Source organism: Streptomyces sp. NPDC060049 (assembly GCF_042736715.1).
In the GTDB taxonomy this organism is placed as follows: domain Bacteria; phylum Actinomycetota; class Actinomycetes; order Streptomycetales; family Streptomycetaceae; genus Streptomyces.
This window is the reverse complement of sequence record NZ_JBHWVV010000026.1, coordinates 2,933-22,255: the sequence shown is the minus strand read 5'-3', so window position 1 is coordinate 22,255 and position 19,323 is coordinate 2,933. Positions and strand designations below refer to the sequence as shown.

The window sequence follows — 19,323 nt, the reverse complement described above, 5'->3', positions numbered from 1 at the left end:
ACTGGCTGCGATCACGGAGGCCGTGGAGATCCGGCGGGAGCTGGCCGGGCTGCGCCCCGACGCCTTCCTGCCCGACCTCGCCACCAGTCTGAACAACCAGTCCGTCCGGTTGGAGCATCTGGGGCGGCTGGAGGAGGCGCTGGCTGCGATCACGGAGGCCGTGGACGCGTACCGGGAGCTGGCCGGGCTGCGCCCCGACGCCTTCCTGCCCAACCTCGCCACGGTCCTGAACAACCTCTCCAGCCATTTGGGGGATCTGGGGCGACGGGAGGAAGGACTGGCCGTGATCACGGAGGCCGTGGAGATCCGGCGGGAGCTGGCCGGGCTGCGCCCCGACGTCTTCCTGCCCGACCTCGCCACGGTCCTGAACAACCTCTCCAGCCATTTGGGGGATCTGGGCCGACGGGAGGAAGGACTGGCTGCGATCACGGAGGCCGTGGACGTGTACCGGGAGCTGGCCCGCGTTCGCCCCGACGCCTTCCTGCCCAACCTCGCCACGAGTTTGCACAACTTTGCGATCCGGTTGGGGGGTCTGGAGCGGCTGGAGGAGGCACTGGCCGCGATCACCGAGGCCGTAGAGATCCGGCGGGAGCTGGCTCGGCTCCGCCCCGACGTCCACCAAAGCGAACTTGATCGGTCACTAGAGGTTCGTTCCTGGCTGCGCAGCAGATGAAAGACAGCCCGAGTCCAGCAGGCTTAGGAAAGCCATGCGCGGGGCCGGGCGCTGGGCGCTGGGCGCCGGGCGCTGGGCGCCGGGCGCTGGGCGCCGGGGTGAGCACGCGCGCTCAGACGCCGTGATCGCCGTCGCCGTCGCCGTCGTCGCCATGGTCGTGGTCGTGGTCGTGCAGACGCTGGTCGAGGTCGTCGGCCCAGCGCCGGGCCCAGGTGCGCAGCTCGGCGGTCTGGTCCTCGGTGAGTCCGTAGGCGGCGAACTCGTCGTCGTCCGCCCAGTCCGCTCCGGCCAGTCGGTCGCGGAGGTCCTGCAGGCGGAACTCGTCGCGGCCGTGCCGCTCGCCGAGGCGTTCGAGCTCACCGGCGGTGCGGTGGCGGGACGCCGCGTGGACGTCGATGAAGTCGCGGGCGGCCCCGCGGTCGGCCAGGGCGCGGACCTTCGTACCGATGACGGCGTCGAAGGCCAGGACCGGCCCGTACTCGGTGAGCTCCGGCGGGTTCCAGAAGTGCTCCTTGAGGACGTCGACCTCACACTCCTCGCCGGTGTCCGAGTCGACGACCATCAACCGCGCCGACAGCGGATCCACGGCGATCACGCGCACCTGCCAGCCCCGCGCCGCCAGGCCCTGCTCGAGGCCGGCGGCGATCTCCGCCATGGGGGCGGGGTTCTCGGTGGCGACGTCGAGGTCCTGGCTCAGCCGCTCGACGAGGCCGTGGGCCTGGACGGCGTACCCGCCGGTGATCACGAGGGGATACGGAGCCCCGATGTCGATCACGGTGGCGAGGAGTCGGCGGTGCAGGTCGCTCAGCTTCACGCGGCGGCGGACCCCGCAGCCGCGAGCTCGGGGAACGCGTCCTCCCAGACCTCCCGCAGGTGCCTGCTGACCAGGGTGCGCAGGACGGACCACTGCGCCAGGAGGAGCTCGCGGTTCAGCAGGGCTACGAGGTCCTCGTGCTGCCCCTCGGCCAAGACGGTGCGGTAGAGGCCCATGCGCAGCCGCGGGCGGTCCAGGTCGTAGGCGCGCAGTCCGGACCATGCGACGTGCAGCGGCAGCTCGACCACCCCGTGCCGGGGCCCCGCCAGCTCTTTCAGCGAGGCCGGCAGCCGGCTCGCGTACCGGGCATGGAGCACCTCGGCCGCCGAGGGCGCCGCGCTGCTGGAGGAGAGCATGACCATGAACCCGATTATCCCGCGTCCCGCCCGTCCCCGGTACCGCAGACGCGCGTACCGCCCCGCTGGCCGCCCCGAGCATCCTGCGCACGGCCGAGCCGGGCTACGCCTGCTGCCGCCATCCGCGTACGCACGCCGCTGTCGCCTGGCCGGGCGTTCCCGGTTGCACGGAGTCGCTGAGCGGCGAGTAGGCCCGTCGATCCCAACCGTCTGCCGACGCGGGAAGGCAGCCCTGCAGCGGCTTGCCGAGGCGCGGAGGGCGCTCAGGCGCGGAGGGCGCTCAGGGACGCTACTGCGCCCGCTGCTTGGCGGCCGTGTCGAGGCCCTGCTGGCGGAGCGTGAGTTCCTGGTCGAGCCTCTTCGCGGCGTCCTCGTTGAGCCCCTGGTCGGTCACCTGCCAGTAGTGCGGCTCGTATCGCCGGCGGGGGCGTGTTGGCTGGGAGAACAGCACCCTCAGCGCCGCGGGGGTCTGCGGGGGGATGTCCGGGGGTTGGGCGAAGCGGATCAGCCCGAACTCTCGCAGGCGCTGACAGCCGTCCTCCCAGGCGTCGTCGCGCAGGCCGAACGTTTCCAGGCGGTCCTTGCCGTAGAGGTAAACGCCCGACGTGCGGTGCTTGTCGGGCGCCCATCTGCTCAGCATTCTCAGGATGAGCCAGGTGGCGACCTCGGAGGGGTTGAGTACCTGGATCCAGCCTTTCAGGAAGAAGGATGCGGGGATGGCGATCGTCCTGACTGCCTTCCAGTGCCTGGCCGGGACGGTGTAGGCGTCCGGGGTCTGGTTTCCACCTCGCCCGCTCTCGTTCATCAGCAAGAACTTCTTGTACTCCCGCTGCCCGCTCTTTCCCCGGGGCATGGTGACGAGGGCGTGTTCACTTCCGAGTTCCTCCAGGGTCCTCAGAGCCCCCTTGATCTGCTGCAGCCGCAGAGTCTCCAACTTCCTGCTGCCCACGGTGCCCCGCATGTACGTCGCCGAGTCGGTGTCGTACGCCCCGTCGATGGCGACCAGGTCCGACCACGATCCGCGACCCGATAGGGGCAGGGTGTTCTTCCAGGTCTCCCCCACGTTCAGCCGACACTGGGCTTCGAAGGCCGCCAACAGGTAGAAGCGCAGCGCGATCCCCTTGGGCAGGACCAGCTTGGTGAGACGCGACCGCTCTTCGGATACCTGAAGCAGGCTGCTGCGCAGGACGATCGAGTCCGGCTTCCTGCCGGTCTCCCATATGTCCTGCAGGGCCTTGCACGCTCCCGTGACCGAGTCGGTTTTCCGCATCTGCGCCAGCCGGCGCAGTCTGCGCGCGTTCGTCTCCCGCGCATCAGCCATGGACCGCCCCCAGTTTCCAGCGTTTTGATCCCACTGTTTTGATCCGCCTATAAGGTACTCCGCGAAAGGCCTTATGCCCGGATCAAAACGTTGATCGAGTTCTCGAAACGGGCCGTCCGGCCCTCTGATCATTGGTGTTGTGCCCGCTCAACACGGGCTCGGCGGCTCGCCGTTCGCACGGAACGCGAACGGCCCCGGGTACCAGCCGGGGCCGCCTGCTCAGAGAACTCTGCAAGGAGAAACAGTAGTGGCGAACACCAACGGGCCCGAGCTGCTGCCACAGCGCTGGGCGATCATCCTCCTCGCCGGATTCACGGCCGGGGCTCTCGTCCTGGCCATGGCGGGCCTGCTGCCGGGACTCGGCGCCGCCGGCGCGACCATCCTCGGCCTGCACCAGCTCATGGCGTAGCGCCGGCCGGCGGAGGGCGCTTACGGCGCGCCCTCCGCCGGCCCCGACGGGACCGTCTCCCGTCGCGGTGGAGGTGCAGCGCGGCTACACCTGAAGCTGCCGGAGATCCTCCCGTACACGGCGGACGGCCTCCTCCCCTACGCCCCGCACCGCGGTGCAGGCTGCAACCAGGTCCCCGGCGAGGCGGACCGCGTCACGGGCCGGCAGGGCCTTCCACAGGCTGTACGCCCGGCGGACCGCGAGGACGGTCTCGCTGTGCTGCGGACCGTGGAGCGCGGTGTGCAGGCGGACGACATGCAGGTACCAGCCCAAGGCGATCTCATGGTCGCCGGTCAGAAGGGCAAGGTGGGCGCGGAGCTCCCGGACCCGGACCGTCTCGATGTGTCCTTCGCTCCGGGCGGCGGTGGTCTCCGCGTCGAGTCGCTCGGCGAGACCGTGCGCACGGACGAGATCGACGGACGCGACCGCCTGGATGGCGGCCAGCCGGTCGGCAACGTCTCCGCTGACGGCAGCGGCAGCGGCATGGACGGCAGCAGGGGCAGGGGCCGCGGCAGGGAAGACGGCGGCCCCTTCGTGTTCCGCACCCACCCAGAACTTCGGGTCGACGACGCCCCAGGGGCGGAAGAGGGCCTGGGCCTGGTCATGCAGGGAAGTCCCCGTGCTCGTGCCGGTCGTCATCACCAGGCCACCACCCGGCGGATGCCGGTCACCCGGGTCATGTGGTTCGTCGAGTTCCGCCAGCTGCTGTACGGCACGATCCGCGTGCGGACCCCCGTACGCGGGGACTCGATGAGCATGCCGGATCCGATGTACATGCCGACGTGCCCCGGGTTGGAGGGCGAACCGTCGGAGCCGGCGTTGAAGACCAGGTCGCCGGGCTTCGGGCTGTCCAGGGCGACCCGGAGGGGCAGGTCGATCTGGTCGAAGGTCACTCGGGGGATCGCGATCCCTGCCGCCTTGTACGCCTGCTGCATGAGGGAGGAGCAGTCGCACCAGTGCCGCGCGTCCGTCCCGAGGGCGTCGGTGCAGTCTCCGCCGAGCCGGTACCAGCCGCCCTTCTGGGCCAGGGCCCAGGACACGGCGGTGCGTACCTGGTGCGGTGTGTCCGGCGGGAGCTCGAAGTCGGCCGACAGCTCGACCGGTTCGCCGGCGTCACCCGAAGCGGTGTACTTCACCGACCGGGCCAGGATCGCTCTGACGTAGTTGTAGGTCTGCCCCTCGGCGAAACTCGCGGGCGGGACGCCGCCGAACTCCTCGACCCTGCCCCAGCCGGCGTTGTAGCCGGCCAGGGCCTTCTCGATGGCCGATCCACTGTATTCGGGGTGCGCATTCGCCCTCTTCAGCAGGCCGCACATCATGCGCCCCTGCGCGGGAATCGCGTCCTTCGGGTCCATGACGTCCTTGTCGCCGTCACCATCACCGTCGACGCCTTGACTGGCCCAGGTCGCGGGGATGAATTGCGATATCCCGTACGCGACCGGCCTGTCGGCGGAATCCCTGGAGATCGCCGTGGGGTCGAAATGGGACTCCGCCCACAACTGGGCCGCCAGGATCGCAGGGGGCAGCCCCTGATCGCATGCGGCTGCAGCGGCCAGGATGAGCGGGGCGTACGGGGCCGGTACGCCGTCGGCCCCGCCGATCCTGAGCGTGCCCGCCGTCGGCCAGGTCCCGACATCGCGGCCCTTGCTGTCGTCCTCGGCGAACGCGGCGGCGAGCATCACCACACCGATCCCCAACGCCAGCGGCGTGGCGACCGCCCCCGCAGCAGCCACTCCCAGCCACCGCTTTCCCCCCACCAGGCCCTCCTCGTCTGCATTCGCTCTGATGTGCGTCCATAGAGATCAATTCGGGCCGCAGGGGCCTGAATTGATCACCCTGCGATCGCGTGGCGGATCGTGACACTATGCCATTTCGGCTTGCCGGGGTCGCCGCTGAATAGCCTTCAGCTGTCGGCCTCCGGTCGGCGTGAAGCGCCGACTCTTTTCGCCTTCGAGTCGTCGAGTGTGTGAATTTCATATTTTTAGTGACGGCTTGCGTTGCCGTCCTGGGGGGATTCAATGGGTGGAAAGGGCGACTCGGCACCCGTGGTGTTATCCGAGACCGCTCGCCTCGTCGTTCCGGTGATGGCCGCGACCGGTGGCAGCGCGCGATCCACCGTCGCGCACCTTCTCGCCGACGAAGTGGCGACTACGGCCGACACCGTCGTGCTGGACCTCGCACCCCGCCTCGCCTCTCCCTGGCCGACCTGGACCGGAGAGGCAGCCGAGGCGACCCAGGGAGCCGGTCTCGTCGCGCTCCCGTCCGACCGACCCGCCACGCGAGGCCACATCCGTGCTGCGACGGCACGGCGGCGCGGCCCTGCGGGCGACTGGAGCGTGCTGACCGACGGGCGCGAATGGCACGCCACCCCGCTGGACCTGCCGTCCCGGCCCGCTGCCTGGTACCAACTGGCCGCCGCCGGCGGATGGCAGGCCCTCGTCGCGGACACCGCCCACCCGATCGCGCACGACGTCCTCGCGGCCCGGTACTCCGGATCCCCGAGCCTGACCCGCGGCTGGTGCGACCTGCCCTTCGCCGTCCCCGTCTTGTGTGCCCAGGCCACCGCCGACGGCATACAGCTCCTTCAGCAGGCTGTGATGGTGCTGCACGCCGAAGGCCTGCCCCTGCACCGATCGGTCGTCGTCCTGGCCGCCACCGCCGACGGCCGGCCGCCCGCCGTGGTCCGGGCCGCGGCCACGATGCTCTCCGCCCGTACTGCCGCCGTGGTCCACCTTCCCCACGACGCGGACATCCGTGCCCACGGACTCCAGGCCCAGCCGGCCCGGATCCGCCAGCGCACCCGCCAGGCGGCCCGCGAGCTGGCCACCGCCGTGCTCGCCGCCGCCCACGCCTCCTTCGGCGACCCGCTGCCCGTAGCTCCGCAGCCCGCTCCGCTCCCCGCCGTTTCAGTACCCGCCGTTGCAGTCCCTGCCGTCTGACGAGGAATCACCGAACATGAGCCAGTTCCTGATGAGCCTGCACACCCTTGCCACCGACCCCGGAGTGACCTACTTCGCGGGTGGTGTCAGCCCCGTCCCCGACTTCGATCCATCGCTGCCGAGCGAGGTCAAGGACCCGGTCAAGACGATCCTGGCCTGGACCGCCGGCGGCGGCCTCGCGCTCGCCGTGCTGGGCGGGCTCAGCGGCTGGGCCCTGGTCGCGGTCGGCCACAACACCGAGCGCGCCGCGCTGGCCGCCCGGGGCAAGCAGAGCGTGCTGTGGAGCCTGATCGGCGCGGGCGGCATCGGCCTGACGTCCTCGCTGGTCCTGGCCGTGTTCACCATGACGAGCGTGTGAAGTGGACTCGTCGCACGGGCTCAAGGCCCGCAGAGCTCGATTCGTTCTCGTCGCGGTCGCCATCGCGGTGGCCGCCCTGCTGGTCGCCGGCGGATTCACTGCGGCCACCTTGATGCAGGACGACAAGGGGCAGCCCCAGGCGGCCGCCAGCCCGTCCCCCATCGCACCCGCGCCCACGGGCACCGGTGCATACGCCGACGGTCCGATGACCCCGGAGAAGGGGAAGAAGACCACGCTGCGGAAGCCCACTGGCCAGAAGGACGGCGTGTCCACCGGATTCCCCGGCTCTCCGAGCGGTGGAATCTCGGCCGTCGTCTACTTTTGGGAGGAGTACGAATGGCTCGATGACGTGAAGGCCTCTCAGCAGCTGACCGCCGTGGCTTCCAAGGACTCGCCCGGTTTCGTCGACGAGCGGGTCTCCGAGATCCGCGCCATGCGCGAAGCACTCGGCCTGCCCCCCTCCGGCGGGATCCCGGCCGACATCACCTTCACCACGGCTGTGCACGCCACACGGGCTACCACCGTCAAAGCTCCAGGTCTTCCGGTTGGTGATGTCATGCAGGTCTGGCTTTCCTACGACCGCTTCGCCACGGGCCCCAAGGGCGGCCGCGACGAGAATCCGCTGCGCGGAGATACCGTCGACTTCATCGTGAAGTGGCAGGACGGGGCCTGGAAGTTCACCGACGAGTTCAATTCCCTGAGCTCCTTCCCCGTCGCCTACGAGCCCACGAGCCCATTTGCCTGGAATGACGGATGGGTCCAGGTCCGCCATGCCAGCTAGCCGTGTCCAGCATGCAGCCCGTGCCCTTGTCCTGCTCTGCGCCTTGCTCTCTTTCCTGAGCGCAGGTGCCACTCTGTCCCTCGCGGTTGCGGCCGACGATCCGAAGTACCACGCCTCCGTCGGACCACCGGACCCCATCCCCAAGGAGTGGGGTCAGGAGACGGTCGGCATCGACTCAAGGGGGAGGTACTGCCTGCTTGACCGGATCGACGATCGAGCCTTATGCCGTCGGGCGGACGCGGGCGAGCTGCCCGGCAACCTCCCCATCTGTGAGGCCGAGGACGGCAACGGCGCCAGGGACTGCTCCCCCGAGCATGCGAGGGAAGCCGAGCTTCGTCAGCTGGAGCAGTGGCGCAAGGACTTCCCCGACAAGCAGTGGAAGAACTACGAGCCGATGAACGAGGACCTCACCGCCTGCGTCGTGAAGGACGGGAAGCCGTTCTCGGTGTGTCGGGCCGAGGCCAAGGGCAGGTTCGGGGTGCCCACCAAGGGGCCGCTGGGCTGGGTTGGGAAGAAGTTCTCCGAGTTCGCCTCCAATGCGCTGAAGGAGGCCGCGTCCTCCATCGGGAAGTCGGTCGTCTGGCTGCTGTCGGAGTTCGCGACGCTCTTCAACGACTTCTCCACCATCAAGCTCAGCGACACCGGCATCGCGAAGTTCACCCTGATGATGATCGAGCTGTCCGCGGTCCTCGCCGTGTTCCTCGTGCTGATCCAGTTCGGAAAGGTCGCGATCAGCAACAGCGGTGAGCCGGCCGCGACAGTGCTGGTCGGCCTGGCCAAATGGGCGCTCGTCTCATCCGTCTACTGGACCGTGGCACAGACCGCTCTGGAGTGGTCCGACGCCGTGTCGACCTGGATCATCAACAAGACCTTCAACGGCAGTGGCAGTGGCAGTGGCAGTGGCAGTGACTCCGCCACGCAGGCCACGCAGGCCATGCAGCAGCAGCTCGGCAAGCTCTTCGGAGGCCTGATCACCGGTGGCGGCGGAACCGCCACCATCGGCGGCGCCCTCATCTCCGGCGATACGGTCGCCACCTCGACGGTCGGCGTCGTCATCGTCATGGGCATCGTCTGCATCCTGGCGATCGCCGCCCTGTGGGTGGAGATGCTTATGCGCCAGGTCGGCATCATGATCATCATCGCGACGATGCCCATCACGCTGGCCGGTCAGCTGTCCGACGCCACGTCCGAGTGGTGGCCCAAGGCCCGCAACGCCTTCATCTCCCTGGTCCTGATGAAGCCCGCGATCGTCGGAGTCTTCTCCATCGGCACCTTTGCCATGACCGAGGGCGCGGGCGTGCAGAACATGCTCGTCGGCTTCGTCATGTTCCTCGCGGCCTGCTTCTGCTGGCCCGCGCTCGCAAAGTTCATGGTCTTCACCACCAACGGCTCGGGTAGCGCGATGGTGTCCAGCTGGCTCAGCTCGGCCGGCTCCTCTGCCGCCTCGTCCCCCGGCGGTATGCGGCCCGACCCCAGCGGCGCCGGCGCGGTCGGCGGAGGATCCGGCTACACCAAGGCCCTCGAATCCGAGAACTCCGCCCCCACGGCCGCTCCAGTTGATGGTGCGGGCGGTGGCGGCGCCGCCAAGCCCGCCGCTCGCTTCGGCGGCAAGGCACTGGGCGCGGCCGCCTTCGGCCTGCAGGTTTTGGCCGCCGGCAAGGACTCCATGGAGTCCTGGCCGTCCAGTACGGCCGCCCACGCGGGCCTCGACCAGGGCGGAGGCGGCGGACGGCACGTCGTGATCGCCCCGCGCCGCGTCGAGGGCCCCGTGCCCGCGCCGGTCGGGGCGGGCGCCGAGACGCCAACTGACCCGGCCCCGACCCTCCGAAGCGAGCGATGACATGTCACACCCCGTTTCCTACGGAGGCTGGCAGTCCGAGACGACCGGCTTCATGGGGCGCCTGTCCGGACCGGGCTTCGCCATGGTCGCCGCCGCCTCCCTCCTCGCGCTCCTGCCGTTCAACGTCGGCTGGCAGGCCGCGTTCGTGTGCGTACCGATCGCCCTGCTCCTGCTCGCGCTGGCCTTCGGGCGGGTCGCCGGGCTCAGCGCCGACGAGTGGATCTCTCTCGCAGTAAGGCACCAGATCTCCGTGGCTACCCGACGCAACCTCTTCTTCTCCGGCGCCTTCGCTCCGCGCTCCGCCAAGACCGGCCGCCAGCCCATGGACCTTCCCGGCATCCTGGCCCGCCTGCGGATCCTCGAGGCCCCCGACGGGCTCGGCGGGCAGCTCGGCGTCGTCCACGACCCCGTGGCCGGCACCTACAGCGCGATCGCCCGCATCACCTTCCCCGGCCTGGCCCTGGTCGACACCGACAGGCAGGCCGGCCGGGTCGCCGCGTGGGCGCAGTTCCTGCGCTCGTACTGCACCGAGGACTCCCCCGTCACCCGGATCGCCGTGCACCAGCGGTGCCTGCCCGACGACGGCGCCGCCCTGGCCTCCTGGACCGCCCGCCACGTCACCGCAGACGCGCCGGCCGCCGCGGTGACCGCGCTGGCAGAGCTGATGGACGGCGCAGGGCCCGCCGCGGCCACCCGCGAGACGTACCTGACGGTGACGCTGTCCTCCGCCCGGGCCCGCCTGGCCATCAAGGGCGCCGGCGGCGGGCAGATCGGGGCCGCGGCCGTCCTCGTACGCGAACTGCACGCCATGGGCCAGGCCCTGTCGACCGCGAGCCTGCAGGTCGTCGAGTGGCTCCCGCCCCGCAAGGTGGCCGCGACCGTGCGGACGGCGTACGACCCCGAGGCCCAGCAGATGCTCGCCACCCGGGGCGCCGCCGCCCAAGTCCCGGGCTGGACGGGCACCGCGCCCGGCGTCGACGTGGACCTCGCCGGCCCGGCCGCCACCGAGACCGCCTGGGGCGTCTACCGGCACGACGGCGCCTGGTCGGTGTCCTACCAGGTCCGCACCTGGCCCCAGGCCGCCGTGTACGCGACCATCCTCCAGCCGCTGCTGCGCCCGCGGCAGAACGCCCGCCGGGCGATGACCCTCCTCTACGAGCCCATCGGCCCGCGCCGCGCCCGCCAGGAACTGGCCCGTGACAAGGCCAAGCGCAGCTCCGCCCGCCACCTGCGCGCCAAGTCGGGCCGGGACGAGAGCGAGGACGAGCGCCGCGAGGAGGCCATCTCCCGCGCGCAGGACGTCGCTCGCGCCTCCGGGCAGGGCGTCCTGCGGATGACGGCCGTCCTCACCGTCACCGTCACCGAGCTCGACGAACTGGAGACCGCCTGCGCCGAACTCCAGGCGGACGCCGCGGCCTCCGGGCTGGAGGTACGCCGCATGTGGGGCGCCCAGGACACCGGCTTCGCCACCGGCGCCCTGCCACTCGGCCAGGGCCTGCCCGACCGCCGGATGGGGTTCTGACATGGGCCTCTTCTCCCGCCGCCCCGCCGGCGACACCCTCCTCGAAGCCATCGGCATCGACGAGGCCGCCGGCATCGCCGACCGCCCGCCCGTACCCGTCCCGCAGCAGCGGACCGCCCGCGAGCAGCGCCGCGCCCGCCTCCTCGAAGACCCCGAGACCGCGATGCGGGTGGCCCCGAGGAAGGGCTGGACGCAGCCCTTCGCGGGGCGGGCCGCCACGCTGCCCCGTACCGAAGTCGTCCGCGCGGACACCGCGAACGCCGCCGGGATGTACCCGTACCTGCACGCGGCGAGCCTGCCGCCCATCGGCGCGTACATCGGCCGCAACGTCCTGACCACCGAAGCCTTCAGCGCCCACCCCGCGGTCTGGGTACAAGAAGGGCTGTGCACCAACCCGAACGTCATGGTCACCGGGATCCCGGGGTCGGGTAAGTCCGCGCACGTCAAAGCCCTTTCCCTCCGCCTGATGGCGTTCGGCCACCGCACGCTCATCGCCGGCGACGTCAAGGGCGAGTACCAGGCGATGTGCCGCCACCTCGGGGTGGAACCCGTACGCCTGGGCCCGGGCTTGCCCGGTCGCCTCAACCCGTTGGACGCGGGCCCGCTCGGCGCCGGCCTCGACCTGATCAAGGACCCGGCCGAGCTCAAGGGCCGGCTCACCGAGATCCACCGCCGCCGCCTCACGCTGCTGAAAGCCCTCCTCGAACTCCAGCTGCGCCGCACCCTCCAGCCCCAGGAGGAGGAAGCCCTCGACGTCGCCGTACGCGAGGTCACCGGCGAGCTCCACGGCACGACCCGCTTCGCCGTCCCCACCCTCCCCCTCGTCTACGACCGGCTGCGCGACCCCACCGACGCCATGGCCCGCGAGCTCCGCATCCGGGACGGCGACATCCAGCGGGCGCGCGAGGAGATGGCCTCCATCCGCTCAGCCCTCGGCGGCATGGTCACGGGCCACCTCGGCGGCCTCTTCGACGAGGCGACCTCCATCGACCTGGACTGGGACGCCCCCATCCAGTCCGTCGACATCTCCGCCCTGCAGGAGTACGGCGACGAGACCGTCGCCATGGTCCTGTCCTGCGTCTCCACATGGGCGCAGTCGGCCATCGACCAGCCAGGCCAGCGGCCCTGGATCGTCGTACGCGACGAACTGTGGCGCCAGATGCGCTCCGGCGGCGCCACCATGGTCAAGAAGATCGACGCCGACCTGCGCCTGTCCCGCGCCACCGGCACCATTCAGGTCCTGGCCACCCACCGTCTCTCCGACTTCGAGTCCGTGGGCGCGGCCGGCTCCGAGGCCGTCGCCATCGCCCGCGACCTCATCGCCTCCTGCGAGACCCGCATCCAGCTCGCCCAGGACACCCGGCCCCTCCAGATCACCCGCGAGGCCATCGGACTGACCGACTCCGAATGCAACCTCATCGGCTCCTGGGGCGCCGGCCAGCGCGGCCGAGCGCTGTGGAAAGTCGGCCGCGGGGGCGGGTCGCACGCGGTCCAGCTGATCCTCTCCCGCACCGAGGAACGCCTCTTCGAGACCGACGAGAAGATGGTGATCTGACATGCCCGAGCGCGACTCCGGCCCGTCCGCCGCCGGACTCGCCGACAACACGCTGCTCGCCGCGCCGCGTACGGAGCCGGCCCAATCGTCACGGTCGGCGGCTCCGTCCTGCCAGCCGGACCGCTCGCCGGACCGCTCGCCGGGCTGCTCGCCGGGCTGCTCGCCGGCAACGGATGGGTCGGCAGTTCGCACAGCGTTGGGAAGACAGGCGGCGCCCAATGGGGCGGTGCGAAGGTCGAGCACACCACCCGGAGCCGCCGCGAAGAACTTGGTCCGCAGGCCGTGGGCCGGCGGTGAGCCGGTCGACCCGCTCCGTCGGGTCGTTCGCCGCGCACATCCGGCCCTCTTAACCCGGCAGACCTCTGGCCGACACCGCACCGGGAACCGCCGCTCATCGTCCCCCGCCGCCCGGCGGCGACGCCTTCGAGCCGTACCTGACGCCCCGACACGACGAGCGCCCCGCCCACCCACCCTGCGGCCGCCGAGCTCGGCCGCAGGCAAGCCGAACTGAACGCGCCGCTGTGGAGGAGGCCCTGGCCGCTGCCGCTTCCGGAGGGAGCGCAGCCGGTGGAGGGGGTGACGGGAGGGTGCGCCGCGCCTCTTGGTCCCCGAGGCAATTCCGCTCCTCAAATGCGTCGGTGCGTTCCGCCGGGCCGTACAGGCCCGTCCTGCCTATGGTGAGAGGAGTACAAGATCGAAGCAGTCTCGCCGGGCAGGTGGAGCGTGGGCACTTCCGACATCGACTTCGAGAGGGTCTTCCACGCCCTGCCGGGCGCCGTCGCCCTGATGACCCCGGACCTGGTGGTCGTCGAAGCCAATGAGTCCTACCTGTCGCTGTCGGGCCGCACGCGCGAGCAGGTGGTGGGCCGCTACCTGTTCGACGTCTTCCCCGACAACCCCGACGACCCCGACGCGAGCGGCATGCGCAACCTGCACGCGTCCCTGCGCAGGGTCGCCTCCACCGGGGAAAGCGACACCATGGCACTGCAGCGCTACGACGTGGAGGACCCCGACCGGCCGGGGGTGTGGGAGGAGCGGTACTGGAGCCCCGTCAACGTCCCCGTGCCCGGTCCGGACGGCGCCGTGGCGCTGGTGCTGCACCGGGTGGAGGAGGTCACCGAGCTCATCCGCGCCCGCGGCACCCGCAGCGGCGGTGACGGCGCCCGAGTCCTGGAAGCAGAGCTCTACACCCGCGCACGGGAACTCCAGGAGCTCAACCAGCGCCTGCGCGACGCCCACGCCCGCGAACGCGAAGTGGCACTCCACCTCCAGCAGGCGATGCTGCCCGCACCCGGCCCGCTCGGCCACCGCGCAGCAGTGCGCTACCGGCCCGCCACCGGCTCCCTCAACGTGTGCGGTGACTGGTACGACCTGATCGACCTGACCGAGCTGCCCCACCGCGGCCACACCGCCGTCGCCGTCGGTGACGTCGTCGGCCACGGACTGCCCGCCGCCGGCGTCATGGGTCAGCTCCGCAGCGCCCTGTCCGCCGCCTCCCGGGTAGCGGCAGGTCCCGCCCAGGCCCTCGAAGTGCTCGGCCTGTACGCCCGCCACGTCGACGGCGCGGAGTCCGCCACCGCCGTTTCGGTCTTCGTCGACTGGGCCGGCCACACCCTCACCTACAGCAGCGCGGGCCATCCGCCACCCCTGCTCTGCCACCCGGACGGCACCGTGACGTTCCTCGACCAGGCGACCGACCCCCCACTCGGAGCCCGCCCCGAGCACGTACCCCGCCCCCAGAGCCAGACCGCCTTCACCGACGGCTCCATCCTCGCCCTCTACACGGACGGACTCATCGAGCGCCGCCACGAGGACATCGACACCGGCCTCCACCGGCTCGCCGACTCCCTCACCCGCCACCGCACCGCCGACCCCGACCAGCTCGCCGACGCCCTCCTGACCGACCTGATCCCGCCCGTCGGCATCACCGACGACACCGCCCTGGTCATCCTCCGCCTCTGACCACACAGCGGCCGACAACCGGTACGCCGTCGCGGCTCGCGGGCGGGCGCCGCCCCGTGGGTCGTCGTACGCGTGGAAAACGGCACTCCAGTTCCTGTACGCACCACTCCTCCGGCCCGCAGGCCTGTGTCCGGTTGGAGGGCAGCAATGTGTGGAACACGCCCACCGCGATCTGGACCAACCCGGGCAAGGGTGTGAAGGCGCGGCAGGTGCTGCTGTACGTGAACGGGAAGTTCTACCGCTACTACCGCTTCGACACGAACCCCGCGACGGCGACCCGCGTGGGCAAGACCCTCAGCTACACCTGGAACCGGACCCAGTGGGAATCCGAAGACAGGAGCTGCGTCCGCTTCGAGGCCATCGACCGCGTCGCCTGCGAGCGGGTGAAGAGCACCGACAGGGCCCAGTTCTAGGCGCTCCGGTGCGGTGCACGCAGGCCTGCCGTCTCCGTCACCCAGACGGGTTCGCGAAATAAATCGAACATACGATTGAATTAGTGGATGACGCCCATCCGCTTCCCCGACGATCTCGTGCTGCTGCAGTCCGCCTGGCTGTGCACGTACGAGGAACTGGCCCGTCAACCCGCGCACCCCGGTACCACTGCCTGCCGACGGCGGCTGATCCAACTCTCGTGCGCGATCGAGACGCACCCCTTCTGGGCGGGCTCGACGGCGAGCCGCGTCGAGCTCCGCCGCCAAGCGCGCGCACACCGGTGGGCGAGAGCAGCATGATCCGGATCACTGCCAGGCAACGGCTCATCCTGGAGACCATCGCCGAGACCGGCACCGGCCTAACGGTCCGGGACCTTGGCGAGAGGGTGGGGCTGTCCAGCTCCAGCAGTGCGTTCTACCAGTTGGGTCAGCTGGAGAAGAAGAGATTCCTGCGACGGAGTGGCTCGGCGTGGACGACGGTGGAGCTGACTCCCATGGCGGTGAGCTGGCTCGCGAGCCCGGTCGAAGTGGTCCCGCGCAAGCGCCGCTGAGCCTCTCGCCCGGTACCTGTAGGCATGCAAGGCCGAGCACGCCGGGCTCTGGATGGTCATGAGGCCCGCTTCCGCGGTCGCGTTGTACCTGTTGGGTACCGTCGCGTCCCCGGCCCTACTTCTACACGAGGTCGTAGACAGCCCGTTGAGGGTCGGTTTTGACGATGAGCCCGTCCGTGCAGAGGTCTCGCAGGATCTGCCGGACCCGCTTTTCCGCTGCCCGCTGGTCTTCCCACGTGTGGCCGTGGTCGTGCAGAACTCCGATGGCGCGCTGTGGATCCCAAGTGCCCCCGAGGGCGCGGATCGCGTGATGCGTTCGACAGGTGGGCCACTCGCCAGGGGTTCGACCTTGGCGGAAGTGATGCCCAGGTGGCCGCCATCGCTGTGGCGGCTATCCCTTTCGGGCCTAAAGTGCCAAAGCCGCCGACGGTCGGAAACGGCGCGTACATAGAAAGCCTCACCGTATCCGAGATCACAAGGATTCAAAACGCCGCCAACAGTCGCAATGTCACTATATCGGTAGTGGGCAGTAGGGTTATCGGACCTAAGTCACCCGCAAACCCTCTCGGGCATCACTCCCTATCGGACTGGGACTACGTAATTACTGGAATCAACAGCCGGACGATGGGTAGGATCAAGGGGTCCCTCCCCAAGGGTGATGTAACCCTAGGCCCTGACCGGCGAATTGATATATTCAACAAAAAACCCCTAATACCCGGCGAGCCTTTTATTACATTCCATCCTGCGAATATAGGAGGACAATAGTGAACCATCAAGAAGGAACAGCCGCCGTGCTAAAAATCGCAGGGAACTATGCGGTAGTTCAGGTCGAGGGGAGGAGATTTCCCGCTGCAGCGATTCAAGGCGATTCTCTGAAGATTCTACAAGGTCTCTTGCAGGAGCTTTCCGAGAATCTCGATGCGGGAGACGCCGAAGAGGCTCGGTTCCCCTTGGCTGAGATCGAATCTGTCATTTCGGGCATGCTGTCGGTATATGAAGATGCTTCCCGCTCGTATGGATTCAAGCTGCCGTACGCTCCGTAATCGGTATTCACCATAAAGGACCTTTGGATGGTTCTCGCGAAAATGGTGTTGGAACGGTAGCTTCAGCCAGCTAGGAGTTCCGATACTGCCGATGAAGCCCCACCGAACGTGGTCGGTGGGGCTTCAAGGGTTCTTGACGCTGAGGTTGAAAGGCTGGTAAGCCGGCCAAATAAAACGATCCGAATCGCACGGTCCAGGCCCGGGCCTTGCACGCCTACCCGTGCTGGCGGATCCACAACGCTTGCCAACCCGACATCCTCGCCGCTCGGCTTCATTGGCGACACGGTAAACGAGAATCGCGACCGAGCGTCGGACGTCATCAGGCGCTTGCCGGATGTTTTCGGCCATCATCTGCGCCGCGCCATTACGGGAGGCGTGGCGCCGGTCCGGGTCATCGCTGCGGAACGTGACCCTCCAGGAGTGCCCCGCACCTCGACCTTGAACAGCCGAGGCCGGGTCGCACGGAAGGTACATTCGCCCCGCAGTCGGACACAACTTGAACTGTGGTAGACCGAGCGGGCCGCGTACCAAATCCGGTGTTAGTGATAGCTCTGCGAGACGTACACCCGGGCTGTTCGAGCAGCAGAGGGGTCTTTGGGGCGGACCATACGTTCCCTTCCCAGGGACTGCAGCTCGACCCCTCACTCGCTCAGGGTTGTCCGAGTGGTGCAGCGCGGGAAAATGGGGATTCGATGTTGACGAAGGGAGCCCCGGGGGTCCTTCAAAGATATCCCACAGGGTGACTGCAGCATTGTGCTGAGTGTGCTTAAGGGTGGTTCATCGCTCTGCATCTCGATCGATTTTGACGAGGTGTGCTCATTCAGTGACAGGTTCACCCGTGTCGAGCCGACGACTGCTCCCTGACTCAGGCTCGACCGTGTACCGTTCTGAGATTGATGGAAGCGTAAGGGACGTGCTGCGCTTACTGGAATTTTGGAGTGAACTGAGATCGACTAAGGTTGCACCGGTGACCAAATTTAGATCTTCCATGACGGGCCGTCGAATAACTGACGGCCCGTCATGGTTTTCCGTCTCAACTCTGTCAGGGATCTCCTAGCGGAATTTCCGGTGCTGGAGGTCCGCCAGGATCGGGATTCAGATTATGGCATCCTGCTGATATCGCACCGCAAAGGTTGATGCGGGAGGCGAGGATCGGCGCCTATACGCTCCTCGCAGGCAATCCGCGGTCCGCCGCGGGACACCGTTCGGGCGGTTCGTTGGCTACTGCCGGGGATGGACAGCCTGGGTTTGGCGGGCCGCCTGGACCTGGTGCCAGGGGTTTTCGGCGCGGGATTGGGCTCGGTCCAGGTACTCGCGTTTTACCGTGGCTGAGCCTGGTTTCCAGCGGCCCTGCTGGGTCGGGTCGCCGCCCGCGTCCGCGATTTCCTGGGCTCCGCCGCGGCGCAGGCCGTGCGAGGTGATCAGGTGCCAGGCGGGCAGGCCGGCGAGGTACGCGCGGTGGCGGACCCAGTCGTTGAGGGCGTCGCCGGTGACGTAGGCGCCCCGGACGGTGGCTGCGGAACGGTTCTGGAGCCTGCCCTTGGAGGTGAGGGCGCGCATCAGCGGGCCCTCGTGGACGCCCATGCGGTGCAGGCAGTTCAGCCAGTCCCGGACGGCGGCGACCGGGTCGTAGCGCGGGTCCGCCGGGTCGGCCGGGATGAAGGTGCTCTCGCCCTTGCCCTCCTGGTCGGTCTTGGAGAAGGCGATCCACAGGTCGACCCCGCTGTCCTCGACGCCGACGTCGTCGAGGTCCAGGTCGGCCAGTTCGATGCGGCGGTTCAGCGCCCCCCGGCCCACCAGGAGCGCGCATCGGTCCCGCAGCCCGGCGGGTGAGCGCAGGTCGCAGGTGTCGACCATGGCGCGCAGCATCGGATCGGTGATCGCCGGCGCCTTGCGGACGCGGTTCCGCTTGCCCCACTCCTTGCGGTACTCGGCCAGCATCCCCCGGGCTTCGGTCGTCCCGGGGCGGCGGTCCTCCGGCATCCACATGCGGACGCCCGACATGTACGTGCGGATGGTGTTCGGTGCCATTTCGCGGGCGATGAGCCCTGCGACCCACTCCACATACGTGGCCGTGGTGCAGGGTCGCGCGACCCGGCCCATCGCCTCGCACCACTCGGCGAAGTTCTTGCGCTGGCTGGTGTAGTTGCGGTTGGTGTTGGCGGGTGCGGCCCGATCGCGCAGGCGCTCCGCCGTGCCCGCGGACACCTCGAAGTCCGCGCGGGTGTAGGTAGGTGTGTCCGCCTCCGTGGGGACGGGCTCCCCTGGGTAGAGGATCGTGTGTCGGTCGACGAGCGGCCTCACCGACCGTTGGGAGCTGACGGTCGCCGGCAGCAGTTCGGCTTCCACGATTTCGGCCTCGACGACCTCGCTGTCCATGGCGTCCACCGCAGACTGCTGATCCTCACTCATGCGCCCCTCCCCTGACGATCGTTCCTGCGCAACCACCCTTGTATAAGGGAATTTATACGAGGGTGAGGCGACGGTGACACGAGGATGCTCCCTCGTGCGCCCCGCGGAGGGCCCGTCAAGGTCCTGCGGGCCAGGCATGAACGTTTAAGGGAGGTCTCGACGTCGCGGCAGGATCCGTCCGGGTCGTTGGCGCCCCCCCCCCCCGGGGGGGGGGGGGCGGCCCCCCCCCCGGGGGGGGGGGGGGGGGGGGGGGGCCCCCCGGGGGGGGGGGGGCCCCGGGGCGGGCCGCCCCCCGGGGGCGCGGCCGGCCCGCGCGG

Annotated in this window: 19 protein-coding genes; 13 read left to right on the top strand and 6 right to left on the bottom strand. The window is 69.5% G+C overall.

What is annotated here, in order from left to right:
- Positions 1-673 (top strand): tetratricopeptide repeat protein (locus ACFWBY_RS33705; RefSeq protein ID WP_385409743.1); only part of this gene is annotated, 673 nt, incomplete at its 5' end.
- 112 nt (positions 674-785) lie between these two features.
- On the opposite strand, the gene ACFWBY_RS33700 is transcribed toward ACFWBY_RS33705, so the two are convergent.
- From ACFWBY_RS33700 to ACFWBY_RS33690, 3 genes are all read right to left on the bottom strand, one after another.
- Entirely contained in the window at positions 786-1,487 is a 702-nt protein-coding gene (locus tag ACFWBY_RS33700) for a nucleotidyl transferase AbiEii/AbiGii toxin family protein (protein ID WP_385342344.1), read from the bottom strand.
- The gene (locus ACFWBY_RS33695) at positions 1,484-1,849 is read right to left on the bottom strand and encodes a hypothetical protein (protein ID WP_385342342.1); all 366 of its coding nucleotides are present in this window, start codon (positions 1,847-1,849) and stop codon (positions 1,484-1,486) included. The genes ACFWBY_RS33700 and ACFWBY_RS33695 overlap by 4 nt, the downstream gene beginning before the upstream one ends.
- 283 nt (positions 1,850-2,132) lie before the next feature.
- On the bottom strand, positions 2,133-3,164 hold the full coding sequence (locus ACFWBY_RS33690) for a hypothetical protein (RefSeq protein WP_385342340.1): 1,032 nt from the start codon (positions 3,162-3,164) through the stop codon (positions 2,133-2,135).
- 247 nt (positions 3,165-3,411) lie between these two features.
- Here ACFWBY_RS33690 and ACFWBY_RS33685 point away from each other — a divergent pair, with 247 nt between their 5' ends.
- On the top strand, positions 3,412-3,573 hold the full coding sequence (locus ACFWBY_RS33685) for a hypothetical protein (RefSeq protein ID WP_385342338.1): 162 nt from the start codon (positions 3,412-3,414) through the stop codon (positions 3,571-3,573).
- Between the two features lie 84 nt (positions 3,574-3,657).
- Here the strand turns inward: ACFWBY_RS33685 and ACFWBY_RS33680 are convergent, their stop codons facing one another.
- Both ACFWBY_RS33680 and ACFWBY_RS33675 read right to left on the bottom strand, forming a co-directional pair.
- Complete coding sequence (locus ACFWBY_RS33680; protein WP_385342336.1) at positions 3,658-4,251, bottom strand: hypothetical protein; 594 nt, start codon at positions 4,249-4,251, stop codon at positions 3,658-3,660.
- Positions 4,251-5,369, bottom strand: a complete 1,119-nt coding sequence (locus tag ACFWBY_RS33675; RefSeq protein WP_385342334.1) for an NlpC/P60 family protein — start codon at positions 5,367-5,369, stop codon at positions 4,251-4,253. The genes ACFWBY_RS33680 and ACFWBY_RS33675 overlap by 1 nt, the downstream gene beginning before the upstream one ends.
- Before the next feature lie 288 nt (positions 5,370-5,657).
- Between ACFWBY_RS33675 and ACFWBY_RS33670 the strand changes: the two genes are divergently transcribed.
- From ACFWBY_RS33670 to ACFWBY_RS33620, 11 genes are all read left to right on the top strand, one after another.
- Positions 5,658-6,551, top strand: coding sequence for a hypothetical protein (locus ACFWBY_RS33670; protein ID WP_385342332.1), 894 nt, complete (start codon positions 5,658-5,660; stop codon positions 6,549-6,551).
- A gap of 16 nt (positions 6,552-6,567) precedes the next feature.
- Positions 6,568-6,909, top strand: a complete 342-nt coding sequence (locus tag ACFWBY_RS33665) for a hypothetical protein (RefSeq protein ID WP_385342330.1) — start codon at positions 6,568-6,570, stop codon at positions 6,907-6,909.
- A 1-nt stretch (position 6,910) separates the two neighbouring features.
- Positions 6,911-7,690: a hypothetical protein gene (locus ACFWBY_RS33660; protein ID WP_385342328.1), complete on the top strand. Its 780-nt coding sequence runs from the start codon at positions 6,911-6,913 to the stop codon at positions 7,688-7,690.
- A 43-nt stretch (positions 7,691-7,733) separates the two neighbouring features.
- Entirely contained in the window at positions 7,734-9,530 is a 1,797-nt protein-coding gene (locus ACFWBY_RS33655) for a hypothetical protein (RefSeq protein ID WP_385342326.1), read from the top strand.
- Position 9,531: 1 nt separating this feature from the next.
- Positions 9,532-11,052, top strand: coding sequence for an SCO6880 family protein (locus tag ACFWBY_RS33650; protein ID WP_385342325.1), 1,521 nt, complete (start codon positions 9,532-9,534; stop codon positions 11,050-11,052).
- A gap of 1 nt (position 11,053) precedes the next feature.
- Positions 11,054-12,607: a type VI secretion protein gene (locus ACFWBY_RS33645; protein WP_385342323.1), complete on the top strand. Its 1,554-nt coding sequence runs from the start codon at positions 11,054-11,056 to the stop codon at positions 12,605-12,607.
- Between the two features lie 723 nt (positions 12,608-13,330).
- Positions 13,331-14,569 carry a PP2C family protein-serine/threonine phosphatase gene (locus ACFWBY_RS33640; protein ID WP_385342321.1) on the top strand — a complete coding sequence of 413 codons (1,239 nt, stop codon included), beginning with the start codon at positions 13,331-13,333 and terminating at the stop codon, positions 14,567-14,569.
- Positions 14,570-14,718: 149 nt separating this feature from the next.
- Complete coding sequence (locus tag ACFWBY_RS33635) at positions 14,719-14,982, top strand: hypothetical protein (RefSeq protein WP_385342319.1); 264 nt, start codon at positions 14,719-14,721, stop codon at positions 14,980-14,982.
- Positions 14,983-15,069: 87 nt separating this feature from the next.
- Positions 15,070-15,300 (top strand): hypothetical protein, encoded by a 231-nt coding sequence (locus ACFWBY_RS33630; protein ID WP_385342318.1) that lies wholly within the window; start codon positions 15,070-15,072, stop codon positions 15,298-15,300.
- Positions 15,297-15,551, top strand: coding sequence for a LexA family protein (locus ACFWBY_RS33625; RefSeq protein ID WP_385342316.1), 255 nt, complete (start codon positions 15,297-15,299; stop codon positions 15,549-15,551). The genes ACFWBY_RS33630 and ACFWBY_RS33625 overlap by 4 nt, the downstream gene beginning before the upstream one ends.
- A 764-nt stretch (positions 15,552-16,315) precedes the next feature.
- Positions 16,316-16,594, top strand: a complete 279-nt coding sequence (locus ACFWBY_RS33620) for a DUF6959 family protein (protein WP_385342315.1) — start codon at positions 16,316-16,318, stop codon at positions 16,592-16,594.
- 1,221 nt (positions 16,595-17,815) lie between these two features.
- Here the strand turns inward: ACFWBY_RS33620 and ACFWBY_RS33615 are convergent.
- Positions 17,816-19,006 carry an integrase gene (locus ACFWBY_RS33615; protein WP_385342313.1) on the bottom strand — a complete coding sequence of 397 codons (1,191 nt, stop codon included), beginning with the start codon at positions 19,004-19,006 and terminating at the stop codon, positions 17,816-17,818.
- Positions 19,007-19,323: the final 317 nt, after the last annotated feature.